This window comes from Sorangium sp. So ce693 (assembly GCF_051521375.1).
In the GTDB taxonomy this organism is placed as follows: domain Bacteria; phylum Myxococcota_A; class Polyangia; order Polyangiales; family Polyangiaceae; genus Sorangium; species Sorangium atrum.
Window position 1 is genome coordinate 11,213,340 of the sequence record NZ_CP150347.1, and the last position, 22,866, is coordinate 11,236,205.

At 70.1% G+C, this 22,866-nt stretch carries 13 protein-coding genes; 4 read left to right on the forward strand and 9 right to left on the reverse strand.

All coding sequences use genetic code 11. From position 1 onward, the window contains the following. Nucleotides 1–29: 29 nt before the first annotated feature. Nucleotides 30–1,133: a metallophosphoesterase family protein gene (locus WMF14_RS41840; RefSeq protein ID WP_437795902.1), complete on the reverse strand. Its 1,104-nt coding sequence runs from the start codon at nucleotides 1,131–1,133 to the stop codon at nucleotides 30–32. Next, complete coding sequence (locus tag WMF14_RS41845; protein WP_437795904.1) at nucleotides 1,130–2,290, reverse strand: hypothetical protein; 1,161 nt, start codon at nucleotides 2,288–2,290, stop codon at nucleotides 1,130–1,132. Before WMF14_RS41845 ends, WMF14_RS41840 begins: the two co-directional genes overlap by 4 nt. 273 nt (nucleotides 2,291–2,563) lie before the next feature. On the opposite strand from WMF14_RS41845, the gene WMF14_RS41850 reads away from it, so the two are divergent. After that, on the forward strand, nucleotides 2,564–3,478 hold the full coding sequence (locus WMF14_RS41850; RefSeq protein ID WP_272102321.1) for a hypothetical protein: 915 nt from the start codon (nucleotides 2,564–2,566) through the stop codon (nucleotides 3,476–3,478). Nucleotides 3,479–3,600: 122 nt separating this feature from the next. Here the strand turns inward: WMF14_RS41850 and WMF14_RS41855 are convergent, their stop codons facing one another. The 3 genes from WMF14_RS41855 to WMF14_RS41865 all read right to left on the reverse strand — a co-directional run bounded on the left by WMF14_RS41855 (nucleotide 3,601) and on the right by WMF14_RS41865 (nucleotide 8,040). Next, nucleotides 3,601–4,287 (reverse strand): queuosine precursor transporter, encoded by a 687-nt coding sequence (locus WMF14_RS41855; protein ID WP_272102320.1) that lies wholly within the window; start codon nucleotides 4,285–4,287, stop codon nucleotides 3,601–3,603. A 220-nt stretch (nucleotides 4,288–4,507) separates the two neighbouring features. Next, nucleotides 4,508–6,814: a helicase-related protein gene (locus WMF14_RS41860; RefSeq protein ID WP_272102319.1), complete on the reverse strand. Its 2,307-nt coding sequence runs from the start codon at nucleotides 6,812–6,814 to the stop codon at nucleotides 4,508–4,510. A 263-nt stretch (nucleotides 6,815–7,077) separates the two neighbouring features. After that, the gene (locus tag WMF14_RS41865) at nucleotides 7,078–8,040 is read right to left on the reverse strand and encodes a hypothetical protein (RefSeq protein WP_437795908.1); all 963 of its coding nucleotides are present in this window, start codon (nucleotides 8,038–8,040) and stop codon (nucleotides 7,078–7,080) included. A 760-nt stretch (nucleotides 8,041–8,800) separates the two neighbouring features. On the opposite strand from WMF14_RS41865, the gene WMF14_RS41870 reads away from it, so the two are divergent. After that, nucleotides 8,801–10,471, forward strand: a complete 1,671-nt coding sequence (locus tag WMF14_RS41870) for a protein kinase domain-containing protein (protein ID WP_437795910.1) — start codon at nucleotides 8,801–8,803, stop codon at nucleotides 10,469–10,471. A gap of 24 nt (nucleotides 10,472–10,495) precedes the next feature. Here the strand turns inward: WMF14_RS41870 and WMF14_RS41875 are convergent, their stop codons facing one another. The 4 genes from WMF14_RS41875 to WMF14_RS41890 form a co-directional block, all read right to left on the reverse strand. Then, nucleotides 10,496–11,161, reverse strand: a complete 666-nt coding sequence (locus WMF14_RS41875) for a nitroreductase family protein (RefSeq protein WP_437795913.1) — start codon at nucleotides 11,159–11,161, stop codon at nucleotides 10,496–10,498. 576 nt (nucleotides 11,162–11,737) lie between these two features. Then, nucleotides 11,738–12,838 (reverse strand): aldo/keto reductase, encoded by a 1,101-nt coding sequence (locus WMF14_RS41880; protein ID WP_437795915.1) that lies wholly within the window; start codon nucleotides 12,836–12,838, stop codon nucleotides 11,738–11,740. Between the two features lie 114 nt (nucleotides 12,839–12,952). Beyond that, nucleotides 12,953–15,220, reverse strand: a complete 2,268-nt coding sequence (locus WMF14_RS41885) for a multiheme c-type cytochrome (protein ID WP_437795917.1) — start codon at nucleotides 15,218–15,220, stop codon at nucleotides 12,953–12,955. Between the two features lie 122 nt (nucleotides 15,221–15,342). Further along, entirely contained in the window at nucleotides 15,343–17,385 is a 2,043-nt protein-coding gene (locus tag WMF14_RS41890; RefSeq protein WP_437795919.1) for an arylsulfatase, read from the reverse strand. Nucleotides 17,386–17,950: 565 nt separating this feature from the next. On the opposite strand from WMF14_RS41890, the gene WMF14_RS41895 reads away from it, so the two are divergent. Together WMF14_RS41895 and metH are read left to right on the forward strand one after the other, a co-directional pair. After that, complete coding sequence (locus tag WMF14_RS41895) at nucleotides 17,951–18,904, forward strand: ArsR/SmtB family transcription factor (protein ID WP_437795923.1); 954 nt, start codon at nucleotides 17,951–17,953, stop codon at nucleotides 18,902–18,904. Nucleotides 18,905–18,906: 2 nt separating this feature from the next. Further along, nucleotides 18,907–22,746 carry a methionine synthase gene (gene metH, locus WMF14_RS41900; protein WP_437795924.1) on the forward strand — a complete coding sequence of 1,280 codons (3,840 nt, stop codon included), beginning with the start codon at nucleotides 18,907–18,909 and terminating at the stop codon, nucleotides 22,744–22,746. Nucleotides 22,747–22,866 lie beyond the last annotated feature (120 nt).

The following is a 22,866-nucleotide window of genomic DNA, read 5'->3' on the forward strand; positions in this document are numbered from 1 at the left end:
GCTCAGCTCGGACAGCGGAGCGATTCGGTTCAATCCACGCGAACCACGGCGACCTGCGCTATTTTGCCGGGAGGCTCGACGTCGACGGTGACGAAATGGCGCCCGATGCCATCGAGCCGCTCGGGGATCGCGCCGCCGCCGCCCGAGATGTACGCAGGGATCCCCGCGTTCTCGAAGGCATAGAACGAGTGGATGTGGCCGTAGAACGTGAGATCCACGCGCCCGTCCGCGAGCATCGTGAGGAGCTTGTTCGCCTCGGCGCGGCTCGCGAACGCGCCGTTCCGGGAGCCCACCGGGTCGAGGGGCGCGAGGTGCATCGTGACCACGTGCAGGAGATCCTGCCCCTCGGCGAGCCAGCCGTCGAGCCACCCGTAGGCGAGCGGATCGATCGTCGCGCTCGCCGAGTCGAGCATCGTGAACTGCACGCCCCGGAACACGAAGCGGTAATTCCCGCGGCCGAACCACTCGTGGTAGAGGTCGTCCCGCGTTCCGAGCTCGTGGTTGCCGAGCGTCGCATAGCAGGGAAAACGGAGCGTCTTCATCTCGCGCTGGAATCGATCGAGCTGCTCGGGCGAGCCCCGCGACGTGAGATCGCCGCTGATGAGCGCGAAGCGAATGCCCTCCGCCTCGTTCATCCTCGCGTAGATATCCTGAACGCGGTCGATGTCCTCCTGGACGTCGGCGAAGACCGCGAACCGCCACGGCTCGCGCCGCGCCTCGTCCGGCGGGCGCAGCGAGAGGATCGCCTCGGCGCCGGGCGGCAGGGAGAGGCGGAAGGTGCGCTGGGTCGGAAACGGCGTTTCGACGAGCTCCACGGGCACGCGCTCGTCCCCGACGCGCGCCGAGAGCTCGGCGTCGGCGAGCATGTTTTCGATCGTGATCTTCCACGGCCCGCCCGCCTCGTCGGTGAGGCGGATCGAGAGCGCGGGCGCGCTCGCCCAGAGCGCGAGCTCGCCCGGGTCGAGGCGGCGGATCGCCGCGAGCCCCTCGTCCACGGCGACGCGCGCCTGTCCCCGTGAGGCCTTTCCCACCTCCAGGTCGCGGCGCGCGCGGCCCTCGGCCACGTCCAGGCAGGACAGGGCGAGCGGCGCGGTGAGGGCGAGCAGCGCGAGGAGAGCATTTCTCAGGATCATGGCGAGTCTCCGGAGCGAAAGAGCAGCGCGAGGCGCCCTACGTACGCGGAGCCCGCCTTGACGTCGGCGAGCAGGCCCCAGCGGGGCGAGGCATAGAGCCGACCCTCCAGGCCGAAATGGCCCGGGACGCCGCTGCCGAGGCCGGGGAGCTTCGCGCCGCCGACATACCCGTCGTGCCGGTGGTCGTAAACCACCTTGGCCTCGCCGCGAGGATACCCCGCGTGCCCGAGGTACGCGCCGAAGGCGAAGCGGGGAATCAAGAGCTCATTCCCCTCGAGCGGGCGGCGGCCGTAGCGGTAGCCCTCGATCGCGATCCCCCAGCCCATCTCCGCGAACGAGCCCCGCAGCGTGCGCCCGATGTGGGCGAGATCGAGCCGGCCCTCGAGGCTGACCTCGCCGGTGGTGATCGAGAAGCCGTCGGAGGTATAGCGGTGATGGGTGAGCGCGCCCTCGATCTCGAGGAACGAGCCGTCCGCCGCGCGCGGGCCGTCCGGCGTGCCGGGGCCGATGAAGCGATGCGCGGCCTCGGCGCGGAGGCGCGCATTGTCGTCGTTCAAGGCAAACCAGCCAGAGCCCGAGAGGCGGACCGAGCTCAGGCGCAGATCCATGCCCGGCACGAGAAACGTGCGGTAGGCGAACGTGGGATCGTGGACGTAGGCCAATCCGAGCTGCGTCTCGATCCAGGGCAGCGACGAAGGAGGACTGCCGGTGCCGCCCTCCGGGGCGAGCACGCCATAGAGGTCCGCCAGAAGGGAGATCCCGAACAGGCCCACGCCCGTGACGGTGGTGAGCACGATGGGCGCGATGACACGCCGCGAGGCCCCTGAGGCCGCCGCGCCCGCGAGCCCGCCCACGGCGAGACCGGCCCCCGCGCCCTCGAGCGCCAGGAGGGCACAGCCCGTGCGCGGCTCACCCAGGATCAGGTGCCCGGTGCCGTGTGCGATGACCCCGGGGAACACCGCGCCGGCCGCGGCGAGGGCGCGGCGCCCGGTGGAGACATCCTTGGTCGCCGGCGCCGAAATCGCTTTCGCCTCGCCTGGCGCGGCCATGGCCGGGGAGCCTGGCGCGCCGTCACCCGCCTCGACCTCGGCCGGCGCGACCACGAGGAGGAGCACCAGGGTGACGACGTGGCCTGTGGTGCGCGGGGGCCTCAGCATCGAGCTCTGCGTGGCGGGCGCCTACCGTGGCACGGCCGTGCCGGCTTTGCACGCGTCGAGAGCATCCCGATCCCCGCCGCGGTCGACGCGCGGTCCTGAAGAGCTCGCGGCGACCGAGGGCTCGTCGATCGCATCGAGATGACCTTCGTTCACGTCGCGCCGGAGTCGACGTGGCGGACCGGGCAGCGCCTCCAGCACACGGGGGCCCGTGACGCTTTGGCCCGCACCGCAGGTCGGATAGTGTTGTTCGACAACCAAGGAGAAGCCGCGAAGATGATCCGTTCCTCACGCGCCGCGACGGCGGCCATGACAAGCCTGTTCCTGCTCCCGCTCGGAGCGTGTGTCGCGGAGTCGGGGGCGCGGCCTCCCGCCGCGGCCACCGCCCCCTCACCCGGCCCAGAGCCCGCGGCCCCTGCGACGAGCCCCGCTCCTGCCGCGACCTCGCCGGCGACGGCCGCCACCGCGCCGGCAACAGCCGCACCCGGCCCGGCGGCCCCCGCGGCGGTGGATCTCGATGCGCTCTACAGCGAGGCGATCTTCAAGTCCGCCGTCGTCACGCCCGCTGCCGCGCGCAAGCTCGTGCCGCTCAAGCCCGACGCGAACGGCACCTACACCGTGACAACCTGGGCCGGCTGCCGGGGCGACGGCGGACCGAACAAGTGCGGCGCGTACGTGGCGCAGCAGCCCGTGAACGTGAAGTGGGACGTGTGGGTCACGAGCAACGGCGAGCTCCAGAACAAGTGCAAGACATGGACAGGCGATGTGGTGCTCCAGATCCACCAGGTCCTCGGCATGTCCGCCCCGCAGCCGCCGCTGCCCGCGGACACGATGGAGCGGCAATTCGTCACGTTCTCGGGGGTGCCGGCCGCGAGCATCTTCCGCCCGTGCACGGACGCCCGCGTCGACACCGACTCCTGCAACGGGACGAAGCTGCCTGAAAAGCAGCCTGCACCGGCTCCGGCCGATTACTACAGGTGGTTCACGAACCAGGCGATGTCCTCGTGGCAGGTGCCGGAGAAGGGTCAGACGCCCACGGGCTTCCCCTGGACCAGGCTGGGCTATTCGTACAACTGGGCGCCGGGCGCGGACATCTACGGGGCGTCCGAGTACGTCATCTCCGGCAGCGCGAAGGGGGTGAAGCTCACCGTCGCCGCCGTCCAGACGGCCAAGGATTTCTGCAAGCCTTGAGCAGTGGGCAGACCCCAGCGAGCTCGAGACCGCCACGGCAGCGCTGCCGTAGGCGAAGCCAGGATGGAAGGCCTGGACCTGTGGCGAGCGGACCGCTGCTCGATCTCCCGCAAACCGCGGAGCTATGCCTGCGGCTCGGGGGCGTCCTCGCTCTTCTTTTCGGGCACGAGATAGATGCCAGGCAGGCTTATCAGGGTCATGGCGAATTTGGTCGCCAGATTGATGGCGAAGATCTGCCGGATCACGTCGAACGGCAGCACAAAGGCAAAGGCGCCGAAGCAAAACAGCAGGTTGTCGACCGGAACGCTGACCGCGTTGCTCGCGAGGACCGCGAGCCACTGGCGCCTGGGGCCCGCTTTTCTCAGATAGGCCTCGCGAACCCGATGAAAAACCTCGGTGTCCAGCAGCTCGCTCACGACCTCCGCGACGATGCTCGCGAACACGATTCGCCACACCGGGCTCAGGATCGCCGAGAACTGCTCGCCGAGCCCCCAGGACGGGTCGGACGGCACCTGTGCGGCCCAGAGGAGATAGAGGGCCATCAGGAGATTGACCCCGCCGGCGCACAGGATCAGCGTCTGGGCGCCGCGCTTGCCGATGGTCTTGTGGACCATGTCCCGCAAGGTGAAGGTAAGGGGATAGATGAAGGTCCCCATGTCCACGGCCAGCGAGAAGACGACGCCGATCTTGAGGCTTGCGATCTGGCTGATGAGCTGCGCCGCGATATAGAGCGAGATGACGATGATGGCCGCCGGTCTGACGGCGTTCGCCAGATCTTGGCTCGCGCTCCTGGACGACAATTCGGACATGAGAATCGCCTCGTTTTTTAAGGCGGGCGTGGGGACCGCCGCAGTTGTGAGCCCGGGTGCCCAGGGCAGCGAGACATCCTGGTCAACAAACAAGACAAAAGTCGGCTGAATCTAGATAATAAGCTTGAATCTTCGCACAACATCAAGCCGAACTTAGAATCTAATCTCTCAAATCCGGCTAATTCAAAGCAAAAAAACGAGGAATTACCTCAGGCAGCTCCTACCCCAGCAGCGACGCCGCCACCCTCGGCGCCTCCCGCGCGGGGCACCCCATCCAGCCCGAGAGCCGCTCCGCCGGCTCGCCGCTCGCGAGCGCCCGGAGCACCCGCTCCGCCACGTCCGCGCGGAGCGCCCGCGTCCCGAACACCGGGTAGCCGATCGCCGCGTACGCCCGCGGATCCACGCCCTTCGCGACCGCCATCGACACCGCGCCGGGCGGCGGGCACGCGGGCACCCGGCCGCGGTCGAACCAGGCGGCGCACAGCGCGAGGCGGCGCTCCAGCGCGCCGCGCCGGAGCAGCGGCTGCACGTAGAGCACGCGCTCGCCCACCTCGATGCCGTGCGCCGCGAGCAGCGCCCGGCCCTCCGGCGCGAGCTCCGCGACCTGCTCCTCGGCGTCGCGCGCCGCCGCCGTCCCGAGCCCCTGCTCCAGCTGGTAGACGATCCCGCGCGCCGCGGCCGGCAGCGCGCGCACCTCGGGCGCGCGCAGCGGCGCGAGCAGCGCCTCGACGAGATCGCGCGCGAACGCCACGAGCCGCCGGAGCACGCGCGAGCGCGCCCCCGCGCCGAGGTCCTCGAGCGCGGCGAGCCGCACGTCGGGCAGGAGCAGCGTCGGGCCGCGCGCGAGCTGCCCGAGCAGCCGCTCGCCGTCGAAGATCCGCCCGCCCACGTCGACCGAGAACCGCTCGTGCGGCGCCCCCACGAGCGCCTCGACCCAGCGCGCCCGGTCGTCCTCGGGCGCCGGCGCGGCAGGCCCCGGCGCGAGCCGGGCCCGCAGCGCCGCGATCGGCGCGAACGGGTGCCCCTCCGCCACCGCCGGCGGCTCGGCCTCCTCCCGGCGCGCGCCCGGCGACGACCGCGCGCCCGACGCCGCCCGCAAGCGGCGCGCCGCCCCGCCGCCCCGCTCGACGAAGCGCTGCACCAGCCGCTCGTGGAGCGCGTCGCTCAGGCGGTCCTCGATCGCCCGCGTGCGCTCCTGCCACGCCGCCGCGTCGCGGACCCAGCGCGCGTGGTTCGAGATGTACGTCCACGTCCTGATCGACGCGATCCGCGTGATCAGCGTGTCGATGTCGCCGCCCACCTCGTCGATCTCGGCCACCCGGGCGGCCATCCAGCCGGCGTCGAGCGCCGCGCTCGGGCCCGAGAGCTGCCCGTAGATCTCGGCGAGGAGCGCGACGTGCGACTCGAACAGGAGCTTGCGGAAGTCGGGGATGCGGCAGACCTCCCAGAGGAGCCCCACCGCCTCTTCACCCCGCGCGCGCGCTCGCACCTCCGGGTCCTCGGCGAGCCTCGCCAGCGCGGCCGTGTCCTCCGCGTCGTCGACGAGCCTCAGCGAGCGGGCGCGCGGGCGCGCCCGGAGCGACCCGAGGAGCGCGTCGATCGAGCTCATGTCGAGCTCGCTGCTCCGCCAGAGCAGCCTCCGCACCGGCGGGAACCTGTGCGCCTCGATCGCGGCGGCCACGCCGTCGGGGAGCGACAGCGGCGCGACAGTGCCGAAGGTCCCGTCCGCGAGGTGCCTGCCCGCGCGGCCGGCGATCTGCGCGAGCTCGGCGGGGTCGAGGTCGCGCACGGCGCGCCCGTCGAACTTGCGGAGCGCCGCGAACGCGACGTGGCGCACGTCGAGGTTGAGCCCCATGCCGATCGCGTCGGTGGCGACGAGGTAGTCGACCTCGCCCGACTGGAAGAGGGCGACCTGCGCGTTGCGGGTGCGCGGCGAGAGCGCGCCGAGCACCACGGCCGCGCCGCCCCGCTGCGCGCGCAGCCGCTCGGCGATCTCGTAGACCTGAGGGGTCGAGAACGCGACGACGGCGCTGCGCGGCGGCAGCCGCGAGAGCTTACCGGCCCCGGCGCTCGCGAGCCGCGAGAGGCGCGGGTGCTGGACGATGCTGGCGGTCGGCACGAGCTCGGCCACGAGCGGCCGCATCGTGTCGGCGCCGAGGAACCAGGTCTCGCGCCGGCCGCGCGAGAGGAGCAGGCGCTCGGTGAACACGTGGCCGCGCTGGTCGTGCGCGGCGAGCTGGATCTCGTCGATGGCCAGGAAGTCGACCTCCAGATCGACCGGCATCGCCTCGACGGTGCACACCCAGTAGTCCGGCCGCCTCGGGACGCGCTTCTCCTCGCCGGTCACGAGCGCGACGCGGGCCTCGCCGACCCGGGTGGTCACCCGGTCGTAGACCTCGCGCGCGAGCAGCCGCAGCGGCAGGCCGATCATGCCCGAGTCGTGCGAGAGCATGCGCTCGATGGCGCGGTGGGTCTTGCCGGTGTTGGTCGGGCCCAGGACGGCGGTGATGGGGGAAGCGTCGACCATGGCGCACGCAGCTTAGTACCGGACGTCGCGGTTACGCCTCCGCGCGAGACGCCGAGGGCATGCGCCTCGGGTCCTTGCCGCTGGGCGGGCTCGTCCTCGGGCTCGCCGATGGCCCTGCGGAGCCCGAGCGGCGGAGCCCGACCCGCGCCGGAGGCCCCGTGGGCCTGTCACCGCTGACGGCACGGCGATCGTCGCTTCGGCGCATGGCCGCGTCGAGCCCCGCGACGGAAGCGTAGGCACCGTCGGCGAACGACGGATCTGTCTCAGCGTGCCGTCGGGTCCGCGAGCCAGGCGGCGAGCGCCTCGGGCGGGAGTGCCAGCTTTGCATCGTCGAGACGATCGGCACCCAGGCGTTCGAACCGTTCAGCCAACACGGAGTGCTCCATGTCGGTCAGCGGTCGGCCCAGCTTCTTCTCGAACTGCCTCGCCAGCACCCGGAGCTGCCCCTCCTGGAGGCCCTCCTTGCGCCCCTCCTGGAGGCCCTCCTTGCGCCCCTCCTGGAGGCCCTCGTTAAGGCCCTCCCTGCGCGCCTCGTCGCGGAGGGATTGCTTGAGATGCTCGAACCACTGCTGAACTTCCGTCACGATCTCCTCCTCCTCCGCGTCTTCCGCGGTGCGCGCCGAGGGCTCTGCCGGGGTCTCGAAGCGCAATCGTACCAGCCAGGGCAGGGCGATGCTCCTCTCCCAGGCGTCCTCGGGCAGGGCGACGAGCTCGCGGATGGCATCCCGGAGCACGGCGCGCGCGCCGAGCAGGCGCAGCAGCAGGGTGTCTCGGGTGCGCGGCAGCTCGGCGATGACAACGAGGTCGATCCGCCATCCCGGCGCGGCCCGGTACAGGCCGGGGCGCCCGGGCACCGGGTCGAAGCCGAACGCGTCGAGCACGGTGGCGGGCCGGCCGCTGCTGAGGACGCATAGCCGCGAGAAGGGCACGGCGCCGCCGGCGCGGCGCTCGAGCTCATGATGCCAGTGGAGCTGCTTGCGGACGCAGCCGCGCAGCTCGGCCGGACCGGGGGTGTCGTGGAACGGCTCGAACTGACAGGGCTCTGCGGCGAGCTCGCCGAGCAGGCCGAGCTCTGCGCGCAACGCGGCGCGGGCGGGATCGGGCACGTACCAGATGTCCATGGTCTGGGAAGTCGCGATGACCTCGACCTGAGTGTCCGCGCCGCCGACGAGACCGAGGGTCTCGCGCAGGACGTTCTTGCAGAAGGCGTCGAATCTGCTGCGCATCGATGCGGTGACGAAGATGGGATTTATCGGACGCGTCAGCAAGCCGATTGCGCGCGAGGCGTGCTGTTTTTACGAAGCGACGTAGAGCGACGTCGCGTATAGGGAGGAGAAGAATTGGGTCATTACATGCGCCGCATCGATGTCGTTCAGAAATCGTGTCTTCAGCGCTGCGCCGCCGCGACGTTTGGGGTGCGAATCGATGGTTAGGAGAGTGGTAGTTCGTCGGGGGGATGTTCGGGGTGCGCGTGCGCGTACCGCGGGAGAGCGCGAAGGACGCGGCGGTCGAAGGCGTGGACATCGACGCTGGGGATCGAGCTCCTGCGCACGCAGCGCTCTGGCCCGTGTCACGGACGAGCACGACAGCTCGCTTTGGGCTGCATCGACGTCGGGGATCGGCGGGCCCCGAACGCCTGAGCAGCGAGAAATTTCACCAATATTGTATTCGCAGGAGCGATGCCCTGGGCCACCTGGGCGGGAACGGCTTCTCCCTCTTCAGCGACATCGACCCCTCGCCTCGATGCCGCGGAGCGCCCGGAGGGCCTGGGAGCAGCCTGTCGATGCAGGAAGGAGCAGCCTGCCGATGCAGGGAGGAGAAGATGCGACAGCAGCCCGCTTGCGCTCGGCCTTCGTCGCGCCGCCGGGCCCGTGGCATGATGGGGCGAGATGCCGGCCGCTGTAAGACGCGCGACATGGGGCCCGGCCTCTGCTAGACCGCGGAGGCCCGAACGGACGGACGCTGGGACGCGGAAGGCTCGATCGCATGCTGTCGCTTGAAGCGGGGAGCGTCGTCGGTGGGAAGTATCGCCTGGAGCGGCCGCTGTCGGGCGGCGCCATGGGCTTCCTCTGGGTGGCCCGGCACCTCCATCTCGACGTCGAGGTCGCGCTCAAGTTCATGATGCCGCAGCACGCCGACTCCCCCGTCGCGCGCGCGCGGTTCGAGCGGGAGGCGAAGGCGTCGGCCCAGCTCCGGACGCCCAACGTGGTCCACGTCTACGACTACGGCCTCGAGGGCGACACGCCTTACCTCGCCATGGAGCTGCTCGAAGGCGAGGACCTGGCGGCGTACCTCGCGCGCCACGGGCGCCTCGAGCCGGAGGAGCTGCTCGGCATCGTGAGCCAGGTGAGCAAGGCGCTGCGCCGAGCGCACGAGGTGGGGCTCATCCACCGCGACCTCAAGCCGGCGAACATCTTCCTCGCGCGGCAGGGCGAGGAGATCGTCAAGATCCTCGACTTCGGGGTCGCCAAGTCGACCGGCACCGGGCTGGCCGCCGACGCGACGAAGACCGGTACGCTCATCGGCTCGCCGCACTACATGAGCCCGGAGCAGGTGCGCCGGAGCAAGACGATCGACTTCCGCAGCGATCTCTGGTCGCTCGGCGTGATCATCTTCCAGTGCCTCACGGGCCAGCTGCCCTTCCCCGGCGAAGAGCTCGGCGACGTGCTCGTGGAGATCTGCACGGGCGACATTCCGGTCGCCTCGCAGCTCGCGCCGAACCTCTGGCCCGAGCTGGATCGTTTCCTGGAGCGCGCGCTCAAGCGCGAGCCCGCGGAGCGGTTCCAGAGCGCGAGCGAGCTCGCCCGCGCGTTCGCCGCGGCGGTGCAGCGCAGCGGGGTGGTGCCGGACTCGCGCGACTCGCTGGACTCGACCGAGGCGCTGGCTCAGGGCGTCGCGCCGGCTCACGGCGGCGCGCAGGCTCACGGCGTCGCGCCGGCTCACGGCGGCGCGCAGGCTCACGGCGGCGCGCCGACTCACGGTATCGCGCAGGCTCTCGGCATCGCGCCGGCTCACGGCGGCGCGCCGGCTCACGGCGTCGCGCAGGCCGTCGGGGGTGGCACCGTGGCCCTGGACGACGCGGTGACCGCCGGCGGCACGCTGGCGGCGGGCGGGACGGTCGTGGCGGACCGCACCCAGGTCCCGGGAGGCGTGGGGGGCCCGGGCGACACGCTGGCCGCGGGCGGCACGCTGACCGCCAGCGGCACGCTGGAGGCCGTGGGAGGTGCGCTGTCCCCGCCCGTGGATCGTCGCGCCCCGTCGCGAGCGGCGCTCGCCGTGGCTGCCAGCGTACTCGTGGTCGGCCTGGGGATCGCCGCCGTCGTCCTGCTTCGCTCGCCTGCTCCCGAGGTCACCGCTGCCCCTGCGGCGGCGTCTCCGCCCCACGCTCCGGGATCCGCCGCAGCGCCGGCGCGGGTGGAGGAGGTGCCTTCCCCGCCTCCCCCGGACGAGAGCGCCGTCCCCGCCACGTCGGCTTCGTCGGCCCCGGCGGGCGCAGACGCCGCGTCGGCAGCTCCCTCACCCGCTCCCCCCTCCGGCTCGGCGAGGGCCACGCTCAGATCGACACGTCCGTCGGCGCCTCCGCCGGCGAGGCGGCCTTCCCAGGCTGCGCCCTCCAACAAGGGCACTTCCGAGAAGGATCCGACCTTCGGCTTCTAGTGTCCGGTCCCTGAAGAGCGCGAACTAACCGTCGACGAACTTGATTGTCTCGTCGAGCGGCGCCCGGCCCGTACGGGTGTAACCGACCGTGGGGTCCTCGTAGCCGATCGACATGCCGCAGAAGAGGATGAGCCCGTCCGGGGGTGACAGGACCTGCGCGACGGTCTTGCGAACCTGCGACCACGCCATCTGCGGGCAACTGTGCAGCGCTTCGGCGCGCAGCAGCAGCATGACGGTCTGCAGATACATCCCGGTGTCGGCCCATTGGGCCGGGCCCACGTCGCGGTCGATGTAGCAGAACAGTGCGGCGGGCGCGCCGAAACAGTCCCAGTTCGCGATTGCGGCCCTCTGCCGCGCCTCCCAGTCCTCGCGAGCAATGCCGAGCGAGGCGTAGCGCTCCCTGCCGAAGGCGGACCGGCGCTCTCTGTACGGGGACTTCAGTCCCGGCGGGTACATTTCGTACTCCCGCTCGTCCCAGGGGTCGCCTGCAGCCACGCGCTCAACGGCGAGCTTCTTGAGCTCAGCCAGCGGCGCGCCGGTCACCACGTAGATGTTCCACGGCTGGAGGTTCGACCCGGATGGCGACCAAGCCGCCGCGGATAGCACGCGCTCCAGCACCTCCCTGGAGACGGGCCGGTCGGTGAATCCGCGCACCGCCCGTCGGCTCCTGACTGCCTCATAGACGTCCATGACCGCCTGCCTCTCCAGATCTTCTCATTGACATCACAAACCTATTCGACGACTTGACCAGGATCGAATCGCCGCGTGGCGGAGGGAGACCGACTCGGGCGGATAGTGCAAGCAAACGGGCTCTGGAAGTCAAGGGGCGTCTTATCCCACGTCGCAGTGGGCAGAACATGCCATCCACCATCCTGGTCAAGTCGTCGAACAGGTTCGTGATTCATTGACACGCCGCACCACTGGACATCGACATGCAGGAGCCCCAACGCCCGGACGACATGGCCGGCGCGTGCTCGACCAGGCACCCCTGCATATCGGACATGGGCTCGCGCCTGGGCGGCGAGGCAGCCGGCCATATCGGACATGCAACCCTGATTCATTCACTCTCCTGAGAAAGCGACGGTAGTTCAAAAACCGATCGATGTCGTCGGCGGCGCTCTCTCTTGTGGGGCTAAAAAATCCACACGCTCGGGCACGTGCGGCGGCTGGCGCGCGCGGGGCGCCGGCGGAGGAGCAGGGCGCCTGCTCGGCGACGTCCGTTGCGAGGCTGTCCCCTTGCGTCGGGAGCCCCCGCGGGGCTCCCGCTCAGAGGTTCGCCGTCGTCAGCCAGTGGGGGTTCCTCGTCGTGCCGTCGAAGCGCTCCGTGGTCTTGAACTGCTCGTGTTCCCCTCTGGCCCCGAGCTCGGCGGTGCGCGCGAGGATCGCCGAGACGCGCTCGCTGCCGAGCGGCTGGAACGTGTAAGCCGCCTTGAGCGCCTGCTTGAGGACACCCAGGCTGTCGCAGCCGGTGATGACCACCGACGTTGGCAAGCTCATGGGATAGTGCAGGCAGGTCATCGGCGAGACCACACCCTTCTTCGCGATCTCCCCGCCGGCGAACGGCTTCATCCCCAGCACCCCGATGCCCTGCTGCGTCAGCACCGGGAGCACCTTCTTCTCGAAGCTCCGGTAATGGGGATCCAAAACGTTGAGGGGCATCTGCACGGTGTCGAGCGGGACGCCCTGCCGCTCGGCCATCTTCAGCATGGCGAGGTGGATGTCCGGGTCCTTGTGTCCCGTGAAGCCGATGAACCGGATCTTGCCGGCCTTCTTCGCGGCCACGAGCGCCTCCATCGCGCCGCCGGGCCCGAAGATCTGCCCGGGATCGCCCATCCGGATGATCTCGTGCATCTGCACGAGATCGATGACGTCGGTGCGCAGCCGCCGGAGCGACTGCTCGAGCTGCGCCTCTGCGGTCGCCCGGGTGCGGCCGTCGAGCTTGGTCATCAGGAAGACCTTGCTGCGGTATCCGTCCTGAAGCGCCTTGCCCATGCGCTCCTCGCTCTTGCCGTCGTGATAGTCCCAGCAGTTGTCGAGGAAGGTGACCCCGTGATCGATCGCGAAGCGAACGAGCCGGATGCTCTCCTGCTCGTCGTCGGGAACCGCGATGTGGTAGCCGCCGAGGCCGAGGAGGCTGACCTTCACGCCGGTCCGCCCGAGAGTCCTCATCGGCATCACGCCGCCCGCCGGCAGCTCGACGTCCTCTTCCTCTGGCGCCCCGGAGGAAGGCCCCTCGGGAGGCTCCGGAGCGCCCGCGCCCGGGGATGTAGCGTTTTGCCGCAGCTGCGCGCTCCGCGCACACGCGCCGAGCGCGAGGCTGGCACCGGCGGCGTGGAGAAAGGTCCGCCGAGAAGGTCGCTTCGTCATGACAGGCAACGCTCCTTTTCAGGGCGAAGCCCGATTGCAGGGGACATGCCATGCGAACGCAGGGACGAGCCCGCGTTCACGACCGAAGTGGTGACCGCTGAGGGCTGGAGGAGCTCATGGCCGTCCGAGACGCGGCTGGGCGTGAGCAGCCTGGGGGGATGATCGCAGGGCGGTCAGCGCGGCCTGGTAGACGGTCTGGAGGCGAGCCTGCTCGGGCGCGAGCTCGGCGGCACGTTTCAGCGGCTCGAGCGCTTGATCCTGGTGGCCTTGCCGGACCAGGGCGAGGCCCAGCGAGTGGAGCAGCTCGGCCTCCTCGGGAAGGCGGGTGATTCCGCGCCGGAGCAGCGCGACGCCGTCCGCGTCGCGGCCGAGCTCGCGATAGAGGTCGGCGAGGTTCACGTAGGTGGGGACGTAGCCGGGCTCGATGCGAAGCGCGGCGAGGTAGGCGTGCTCGGCGTCGCGCGGCTTGCCCGTGCGGGTGAAGACGAGGCCCAGGTTGTTCTGGGCCTCGGCCCGATCGGCGTGGAGGGTCTGCGTGGCGATGTACTCGCGCAACGCCCCGTCCAGCTGCTGCGCGGCGCGCTCGGGCAAGGCGCGAAGGTCGACGCCCGCGAGCACGCGCGCGGCTTCGACGCGCACACCGCGGACGGGATCGGCGAGGAGCGGCGCGGCGACGGTCGCGGCGCGACGAGGGTCGTAGCCCTCCAGCGCGCCGAGCGCAGCGCGCCGTAGCAATGGCTCGGGATCGGCGAGCGCCGCGCGGAGGACAGCGAGCGACGCGGCCGTCGGGGCAGCGCGCAGCGAGGCGAGCGCGGTGGCGCGCGCGATGGCGGGGATGGCGCGGTCGGTCGCGAGCCGCTGGAGCTCAGCGGCAACGGTCGGATCGCCAGGCGCGGTGCGCGCGCGAGCGAAGACCTCAGCGTAGGTCTGGTAGCCCTGCGCGGGGCGGCCGAGCCAGGCTCGCACGGCGTCGGCGGCCCAGCTCGCGGGCTTTTGCGCGTGGCAGTCGGCGCATGCGTTCGGGATCCCGAGGCGGACCGAGAGATCCGGCCGAGGCACCCGGAAGCCGTGATCGTGACGGACGTCGACGCCCATGTACGTGCGCGCCGGCATGTGGCAGTCGACGCAGCGCGGAGCGACGGGCGCGCCGCGCGTTGCGCTGGCGTTCGCTGCGGCGGCGTTCGCGGCGTGGTGGTGATGCGCGGGGACATCGAAGCGCGCCGGCTCGTGGCAGGACGCGCACACGCCGTTGCCCTCGGCGCGCAGGCGGCCGGAGTGCGGATCGTGGCAGTCGCTGCACGTCACGCCGGCATTCGCCATCTTGCTCTGCTGGAACGAGCCGTAGGTGAAGACCTCGTCGCTCATCACGCCGTCGGGCGTGTAGAAAGGCGCGGTCAGCAGCTCGAGCGCCACGCTGTCGAGCAGCGGGGCGCCGTGCCGGAACGGCTGCGAGAGGGTCTCGCGGCGGCTGTGGCAGAACGCGCACGTGGCGCTCTCGGTGCCGCTCGATGGACGCTTGCCACGCTGCGCGGTGCCGCTGGGCAGCCGCGTCCACGTGGCGTCCTGGCGCTCGTCGAAGCGCACGTCGAGGCCCTTCGAGGGGTCCGGCGTCCTCGCCTTGGTCCAGTCGAGGTGGCGCGCGCCGCCGCCGTGGCAGCCTTCACACCCGACGCTGATCTCGGACCAGGTGGTGGTGAAGTGATCCGCGGCCGCGTCGTACCCTTTCGTGACGTGCGTCGAGTGGCACTCGGCGCACATGTGGTTCCAGTTCTGGCTGGCGGCGGTCCAGTGCAGCACGTCGCCGGCGCGCACGTCGTCGCGCTCGTTCAGGTGGTACCAGCGCTGCCCACCGCGTGTCTGGGGGCGCGCGTCCCACGCAAATGGCAGCGCCTGCAAGCGCCCGCCCGGGCCGGCGACGAGGTACTGCTGGAGCGGTTCGACGCCGAAGGTGTACAGCACCTCGTAGCGGTGCAGCTGGCCATCGGGGCCGTCCGTGGTGACCCAGTATCTTCCGTCCTGGCGATCGAAGCGGTGGACCTGCCCGGCGTAACGCAGGCGCGCGCCCTCGAAATTCCCGAGCACGGTGGCGGCGCTCGCGTGCTGCATGGCCCGCGCGTGCTGCGAGCCCTGCCACGCGGCGTGCTCCTCGGCGTGGCACGGCGCGCAGCGGTCGCTGCCGACGAAGCCGGAGGCTGCACGCTCTGGCGACCGCTCCGCGGGGCTGACCCGCGTTGCGGCAGCCGACGAGGCCTCCGCGGAGTCGCCGCGCGCCGCCCCGGGTTTCACCCCCGGAGCGCTCGCCGGAATGGCGCCGGCTGGCGTGAGGGAGGACGCGCTCGTTGGCGCGCGCCAGACCACGAGCCCGGCGAGCGCCAGGATCACGACAGCGATGGGCCACGAGCGAGCGAGTCGGGAATCGGCCATGTGCGGGGCAGAGGCGAGCGCCGCCGCGAGACACGGGTCGTGCAGAGACGCCCGGGTCTCGCGTGCGGCGGGGCGCGCGTTTACTCGGTGAGGATGACTCCGCGGGCGGCGGCGTACTGCTCCCACGCGGCGGCGAGCTCGGCCGCCACGTCCGGATGAGCCGCGGAAACGTCGTTGATCTCGCCGCGGTCGGTGGCCAGATCAAACAGGCTCCAGGCGCGCGGCGTCGGGCCATAAGGCGCGCTGAGCCACAAGAGCTTCCAGTTGTCGCGGATCACGTAGCGGTGATTGCCGTGCTCCCAGATCAACGTCTCACCGGGCGCGCGCAGGCCGGTCGCCCGATCTTCGAGCACCGGCAGGATCGAGTGCCCGCTGATCGGCTCGACTTCCCTGCCCTTGTAGGTGCTCCCCGGATTGGGCACGCCGGCCAGCTCGAGCACGGTCGGCAGGAAATCGATCACGTGCGTGGTTCCGTCGAACTGCGGCCTGGCCTGGTGCTGTCCCGGCAGCCGTGCGATGGCCGGAACGGCGATGCCGCCTTCGGTCGTGTAGCTCTTCCACAGCCGGAACGGCGTGGCGCTCACCTCGGCCCAGCGGGGTCCGACGCCGATGTACGAGCCCGGTCGGCCCAGGTTCTCGAGCGTGTTCACCACCGGTCCGGAGCGGCTCGGGTCGGTGGCGGCGAAGCCCTCGCGCGTGCCACCTTCCGCGCCGTTGTCGGACTGGAAGAAGATGAAGGTGTTCTCGTACTCGCCGACCCGCTTGAGGTACTGGATCAACCTGCCGATGTTGGCGTCGAGGTTCTCGACCATGGCGGCGTAGATCTCCATGCGCCGCGCCTCGTAGATCCTCTCGTCCGGTGTCAGCTCTTCCCAGGTCTTCGGGTTGCTGCCGCCGCTCGGCAAGCGGGGATTCGGCGTGAACGATCGGGGAATGACGCCTCGGCTCTTGAGCCGCTCGAGGCGCCGCTCGCGGATGGCGTCGTAGCCCGCGTCGTAGCGGCCGCGGTACCTGTCGATGTACTCTGGCGGAGCCTGGAGCGGCCAGTGCGGCGTGGTGTACGTCGCGAACGCGAAGAACGGCTTGCCGTCGGCGCGGTTGCTCTCGATGTACTGGATGAGCTTGTCCGTGTAGAACTCGGGCGCGTAGAAGTCGCGCGGCGGCTGCGTGTACACGCCGTCCTCGCGATAGAGCTGAGCCTGCGCGGTCGTGGGCGGGTCGGAGAACTCGTTGAAGAACGTCGCCACGCCGGGGAGCAGGACGTACGATTTCTCGAAGCCGCGCGCCGGAGGGCTCTGATCCTCCGTGTCGCCGAGGTGCCACTTGCCGGCGATGTACGTATGGTAGCCGGCGTCTCTCAGGATCTCGGCGACGGACAGCGCATTGTCGGTCAGGTAGCCCTCATAGCCGGGCTGCCCTGCTTGCGGTCCAGTGCCACCGCCCATGCGGCCCAGCCCGACAGCGTGGCTGTCGGTGCCCGAGACGAGCATCGCCCGGGTCGGCGCGCACAGCGATCCGGAGCGGTGCCCGGTGAGGATGCGGCCTTCTGCGGCGAGCGTATCGAGGTTCGGTGTGCTGATCTCGCCGCCGAACGCGCCGAGGTCCGAGAAGCCCAGATCGTCGGCCACGATCGTAACGATGTTGGGCAACTCGACGATCGTACCGCCGCCGCCCGTGCCGCCGTCGCCGCCGCCCGTGCCGCCGTCGCCGCCTCCTCCGACGCCGCCGCCCGTGCCACCACCTCCGCCGTCGCCGCCCGTGCCGCCACCTCCGCCGCCGCCGCCCGTACCGCCGCTGCCGCCGGCACCGCCATCTCCGCCGCCCGTCCCGCCGCCGCCCGCTGCACCGCCGGCCCCGGCAGCGCCGCCCGAGCCCGCTGCACCGCCGCCGCCTTCGCCCGTCGCGCCGGCTTCACCCGAGTTGCCACCGCCGCCGGCTCCGCTCGTGGCGTTGCCGGTGCCGCCCGAGGAACCGCTCGAGCTGCTGGTCTGAGCAGCATTGCCGCCGCTGCCCGAGTCGTCGTCGCTCTCGCAGCCGATCGGGCCGAGCAGCGTGGCGAACAACCAGGGCCCGGTCGCGAGCGCCGAACCAATCCATCGGTGACGTTCGAAGAACCGCTTCATACCTGTCTCCTTGAGAGTGCTGGAAGCGCCGCATGCCGGAGTCGAACGTCGTCGACAGCGAGGTTCCGCCGTCCTCCCGAAGGGACGCCTCGGCTCACGCACTGGCCAAAAGTCAGCCGGGCGCGCCACGAGAAGGGCAGACTCGGACGGTGATGAGCCGCGTGGCTCGGCCGTCACGACGAACGGCAGCGCGGCGCGCCCCGTGGACGCGGGTGCGCTGCCTCGCTGTTCTCCTCACCGCAGCTCGCGCCGCGGCCCATGCGGCTAACTACAGCAAGAGCGACGAGCGCTCGCTCGACAGCACCCGCCAGGGGCCCCCGAGTGAGCACCGAACGCCCGCGTGGCCACGAGGAAAGAAGACATTCGTCCGCTATAACGGATTACATGACGTTATACAAGACAATTTTCGCGGTCGGCGGATCGTTCTGAACAGCGGCGGTCCGAAGCCCGGCCAGTGTTCCGGGCTCAGCTCGGCGGCCAGCGTTCGGCGCTCCTCGGGCACCGGCGCGCTTGACTCCGGCAGCCGGCGCCTCTATGACATTCGCACATCTAGATACATGAATACATGAGTCTTTCCGAATACATCGAGACGCTGAACCTCCTCGGGGACGAGAGCCGGATACGGCTCTGCGTGCTCCTCCGCGAGCGCGAGCTGCGGGTGACGGATCTGGTTCGCGTGACGGGCATCGCGCAGTCGCGCGTCTCGACGCACCTCGGGCGGCTCCGCGAGGCGGGGTTCGTCCGGGATCGGCGCCAGGGGCCGCAGTCGTTCTATGCGCTCGCGGTCGATACCCTGCCCGGGACCGCGAAGGCCCTCCTCGATGAGGCCACGAAATCACCCGACCCGACGCTGGAAGGCGACCAGCGGCGCCTCCTGGAGCTCGACGCCGAGCGACGCGGCGGCCTCCCCGAGTCCTTCGCCGGCGAGATGGAGAGGCACTACTCCCCGGGCCGCACGTGGCAGTCGCTCGCGGTCGGCATCGCCGCATTGCTCCGCCTCGGCGACGTCCTCGACGTCGGATCGGGCGACGGCGCAGCGGCCAGCGCGCTCGCGCCTTACTGCCGCTCGCTCACCTGCGTCGACTCGAGCAGCCGGATGATCGAGGCCGCGAGAGAGCGGTTCTCGACCCAGCCCCACGTCCACGTCCAGGTCGCCGATGTCCACGCTCTGCCGTTCGGAGACGCCTCCTTCGACTCGGTCCTCGTGTTTCACACGCTGACCTATGCCGAGGACCCGCCGCGGGCGCTGGAAGAGTGCGCCCGCGTGCTCCGCCCGGGCGGCCGGGTGGTCGTCCTGTCGCTCGACGCGCACCAGCAGCGGGAGATCACCGTGCCCTACGGCGAGCGCCACCCCGGCTTCTCGCCCGCCGACATCCGGGCCATGCTCGCCCGCGTGAAGCTCGATGTCGTCGCGTCCGAAGTCGCCTGCCGCGAGACGAAGAAACCCCATTTCCAGGTCGTGCTCGCCATCGCCGACAAGCCGACCCCCTGTCCCTCCAAGAGCGCCAAGCGAGGCTGATCATGCCGTCCAACAACCCCACGCCTCCCCTCCATCCACTCGAGAAGCTCCTCCAGAGCCGCATCGTCATCATCGACGGCGCGATGGGGACGACCATCCGCACCTACGGGATGAAGGAAGCGGACATCCGGGGCGAGCGATTCGCGGGCTCGAAGAAAGACCTGCTGAACAACGGCGATCTGTTCTCGCTCACGCAGCCGGAGATGATCTGCGATATCCACCGGCGGTTCCTCGAGGCCGGCGCGGACATCATCGAGACGAACACCTTCGGGGCGACAAGCATCACCCAGAGCGAGTTCTTCGTGGACGACCCGCGGGAGCACGGCGGGCGGAAGGATCCAGCCTTCTATCAAGGGATCATCGACGACCCGTTCCTCAACGACCTTGCCTGGGAGATCAACGAGCAGTCCGCGCGGCAGTGCCGCGAATGGGCCGATCGCGTGGCGAACGCCGACGGGCGGCAGCGGTTCGTCGCGGGCGCCATCGGCCCGCTCACCGTCTCGCTGTCCAACTCCCCGGACGCCGACGACCCCGGCTTCCGCGTCGTGACGTTCGATCAGGTGAAACAGGCGTACGTCCACCAGATCCGCGCCTTGATCGCCGGCGGCTCCGACGTGCTGCTTGTCGAGACCATCTTCGACTCGCTCAACGCGAAGGCCGCGCTCGTCGCCATTCGAGAGGTGTTCGACAAGGACGGCAAGACCCTGCCGGTGATGATCTCGGCCGCGGTCGGGCGCGGCGGAGAGACGATGATCTCCGCGCAGACGGTCGAGGCGTTCTGGAACGCGGTGAAGCACGTGAACCCGCTCGCCATCGGGCTGAACTGCTCGCTCGGCCCGGATCTGATGTATCCGTTCCTGTCCGACCTCTCGGAGAAGTCCAGCGCCGCGATTTCCTGCTACCCGAACGCCGGCCTGCCCAACCCGCTCTCGCCCACCGGCTTCGATCTGGAGCCGCCGGACATGGCGCGCCACATCGGCGGCTTCGCGGACGCAGGCCTCCTCAACATCGCCGGCGGCTGCTGCGGCAACACGCCCGAGCACATCGCGGCCATCGCCAAGGCGCTCGCCGGCAAGCCCCCGCGCGCCCTCGCCCCGAAGACCCCCGACGAGGCCCCGCCCGACGGCGCGCCCTCGTCCGGCCCGCCGATCCCCCTGCGCCTGTCCGGCTCGCAGCCGTTCACGCAGCAGCCCGGCGTCTACATGATCCTGGGCGAGCGCACCAACGTCGCCGGGTCGCCGAAGTTCGCGAAGCTCATCAAGGAAGGGAAATTCGAGGAAGCGGTGAGCGTGGCGCGCCAGCAGGTCGAGAACGGCGCGAACGTCATCGATATCTGCATGGACGAGGGCATGATCGACGGCGTCTCCGCGATGACGCGCTTCCTGCTGCTCCTGGCCAGCGAGCCCGAGGTGGCCAAGGTCCCGTTCATGGTGGACTCGTCGAAATGGGAGGTCATCGAGGCCGGCCTCAGGTGCATGCAGGGCAAGGGCATCGTGAACTCCATCTCGCTCAAGGAGGGCGAGGCGAAGTTCCGCGAGAACGCGAGGACCATCCTCAAGTACGGTGCCGCCGTCGTGGTCATGGCCTTCGACGAGCAGGGGCAGGCCGCCACCTACGAGGACAAGATCCGCATCTGCAAGCGCGCGTACCGCATCCTCGTCGACGAGGTGGGGTTTCCTCCCGAGGACATCATCTTCGATCCGAACATCCTCACGGTCGCCACCGGCATGGAGGAGCACAACAATTACGCCGTCGACTTCATCGAGGCGACCCGCTGGATCAAGGCCAACCTGCCGCACGCCAAGGTCAGCGGCGGCGTGTCGAACATCTCGTTCAGCTTTCGCGGCAACAACCGGGTGCGCGAGGCCATGCACTCGGCGTTCCTCTACCATGCCATCCGTGCCGGCATGGACATGGGCATCGTCAACGCGGGCATGCTCGAGGTGTACGAGGAGATCGAGCCGGAGCTCCGCGAGCTCGTCGAGGACGTCCTGCTCAACCGGCGCCCGGACGCCACCGAGCGATTGGTCGATTTCGGCGAAGCGCTGAAGGCCAAGAGCGCCGGCGCCGCCGCGACCGAGAAGAAAGAAGAGGAGTGGCGGAGAGGCACCGTCGAGGAGCGGCTGTCGCACGCGCTGGTCAAGGGCATCGACACGTACATCGATATCGACACGGAGGACGCGCGCGCCAAGCTCGGCCGCCCGCTCGCCGTGATCGAGGGCCCGCTGATGGATGGAATGAGCGTCGTCGGAGATCTCTTCGGCGCCGGCAAGATGTTCCTGCCGCAGGTGGTGAAATCAGCGCGCGTGATGAAGAAGGCCGTCGCGTACCTCACGCCGTTCATGGAGGAGGAGAAGGCGGCGATGGCCGCCGCTGGACAGGAAGTGAAGACGCAGGGGAAGATCGTCCTCGCCACGGTGAAGGGCGATGTCCACGACATCGGCAAGAACATCGTGGGCGTCGTGCTCGCGTGCAACAACTACGAGGTGATCGACATGGGCGTCATGGTCCCGTGCGAGAAGATCCTCGAGCGCGCCAGGCAGGAGAAGGCGGATCTGATCGGCCTGAGCGGGCTGATCACGCCGTCGCTCGACGAGATGATCCACGTCGCCCGCGAGATGGAGCGGCAGAACTTCAAGCTGCCGCTCCTGATCGGCGGGGCGACGACCAGCAAGGCGCACACCGCCGTGAAGGTGGCCCCGCATTACAGCGAGCCGGTCGTGCACGTGGTCGACGCGAGCCGCGCCGTGCCCGTCACGACGAGCCTCCTGAGCGAGGAGGGCAAGGCGGCGTTCGTCGCCCAGCACCGCGCCGAGTACGAGAAGCTCCGCCGGCTCCACGCGGCGCCGAAGCACAAGCTCGTCTCCCTCGAGGCCGCGCGCGCGAACCGGACGCGGATCGAATGGCGCGCCGAGGATCTGCCGGTGCCCGAGTTCACCGGCGTGCGCGTGCTCGAGGACTTCCCGCTGGCCACCTTGCGCGAGTACATCGACTGGACGCCGTTCTTCCACACGTGGGAGCTGAAGGGCGTCTATCCGCGGATCCTGGAGCACGAGAAGTACGGCGAGCAGGCGCGCCAGCTCTTCTCCGAGGCGAACGCGCTGCTCGACACGATCATCGAGGAGAAGCTGCTGACGGCGCGCGGCGTCTATGGCTTCTTCGCCGCGAGCGCCGTGGGCGACGACGTGGAGGTGTACACCGACGGGACGCGCACGAAGGTGCTCGATCGGTTTCACTTCCTGCGCCAGCAGACGGCGAAGGAGAACGGCGAGCCGAACCGGTCGCTCGCGGATTTCATCGCGCCCAGGGAGACCGGCCTCCGGGACCACATCGCCGGCTTCGCGGTCACCGCCGGGATCGGCCTGAAGGAGCTGTGCGAGCGGTTCAGGGCGAAGCACGACGACTACAACGCCATCATGGCCGAGGCGATCGCCGATCGCCTGGCCGAGGCGTTCGCCGAGTGCCTGCACAAGCGGGTGCGCGACGAGTGGGGCTATGGCCGCCAGGAGGACCTGACCAAGGCCGAGCTCATCGAGGAGAAGTACCGCGGCATCCGGCCCGCGGCGGGGTACCCTGCGTGCCCGGATCACACGGAGAAAGGCACGCTCTGGCGGCTCCTCGACGTCGAGAAGAACACCGGCATCCGGATCACCGAGTCGTTCGCGATGTGGCCCGGATCGAGCGTGAGCGGCCTGTACTTCGCGCACCCGGAGGCCCGGTACTTCAGCCTGGGAAAGATCGATCGCGATCAGGTGGTCGACTACCACGCGCGCAAGGGCATGACCGTCGGGGAGGTCGAGCGCTGGCTCGGCCCGAACCTCAACTACGACGCTTCAAACTAGTAGAAATCTCGCCAGGGATCTGTCTCGCGAACGAGGAGAAATTTCGACGCAAAGACGCCAAGGGCGCAAAGTCGCAAAAATACGAGACATTTATTCTTTTGCGCCTTTGCGACTTTGCGT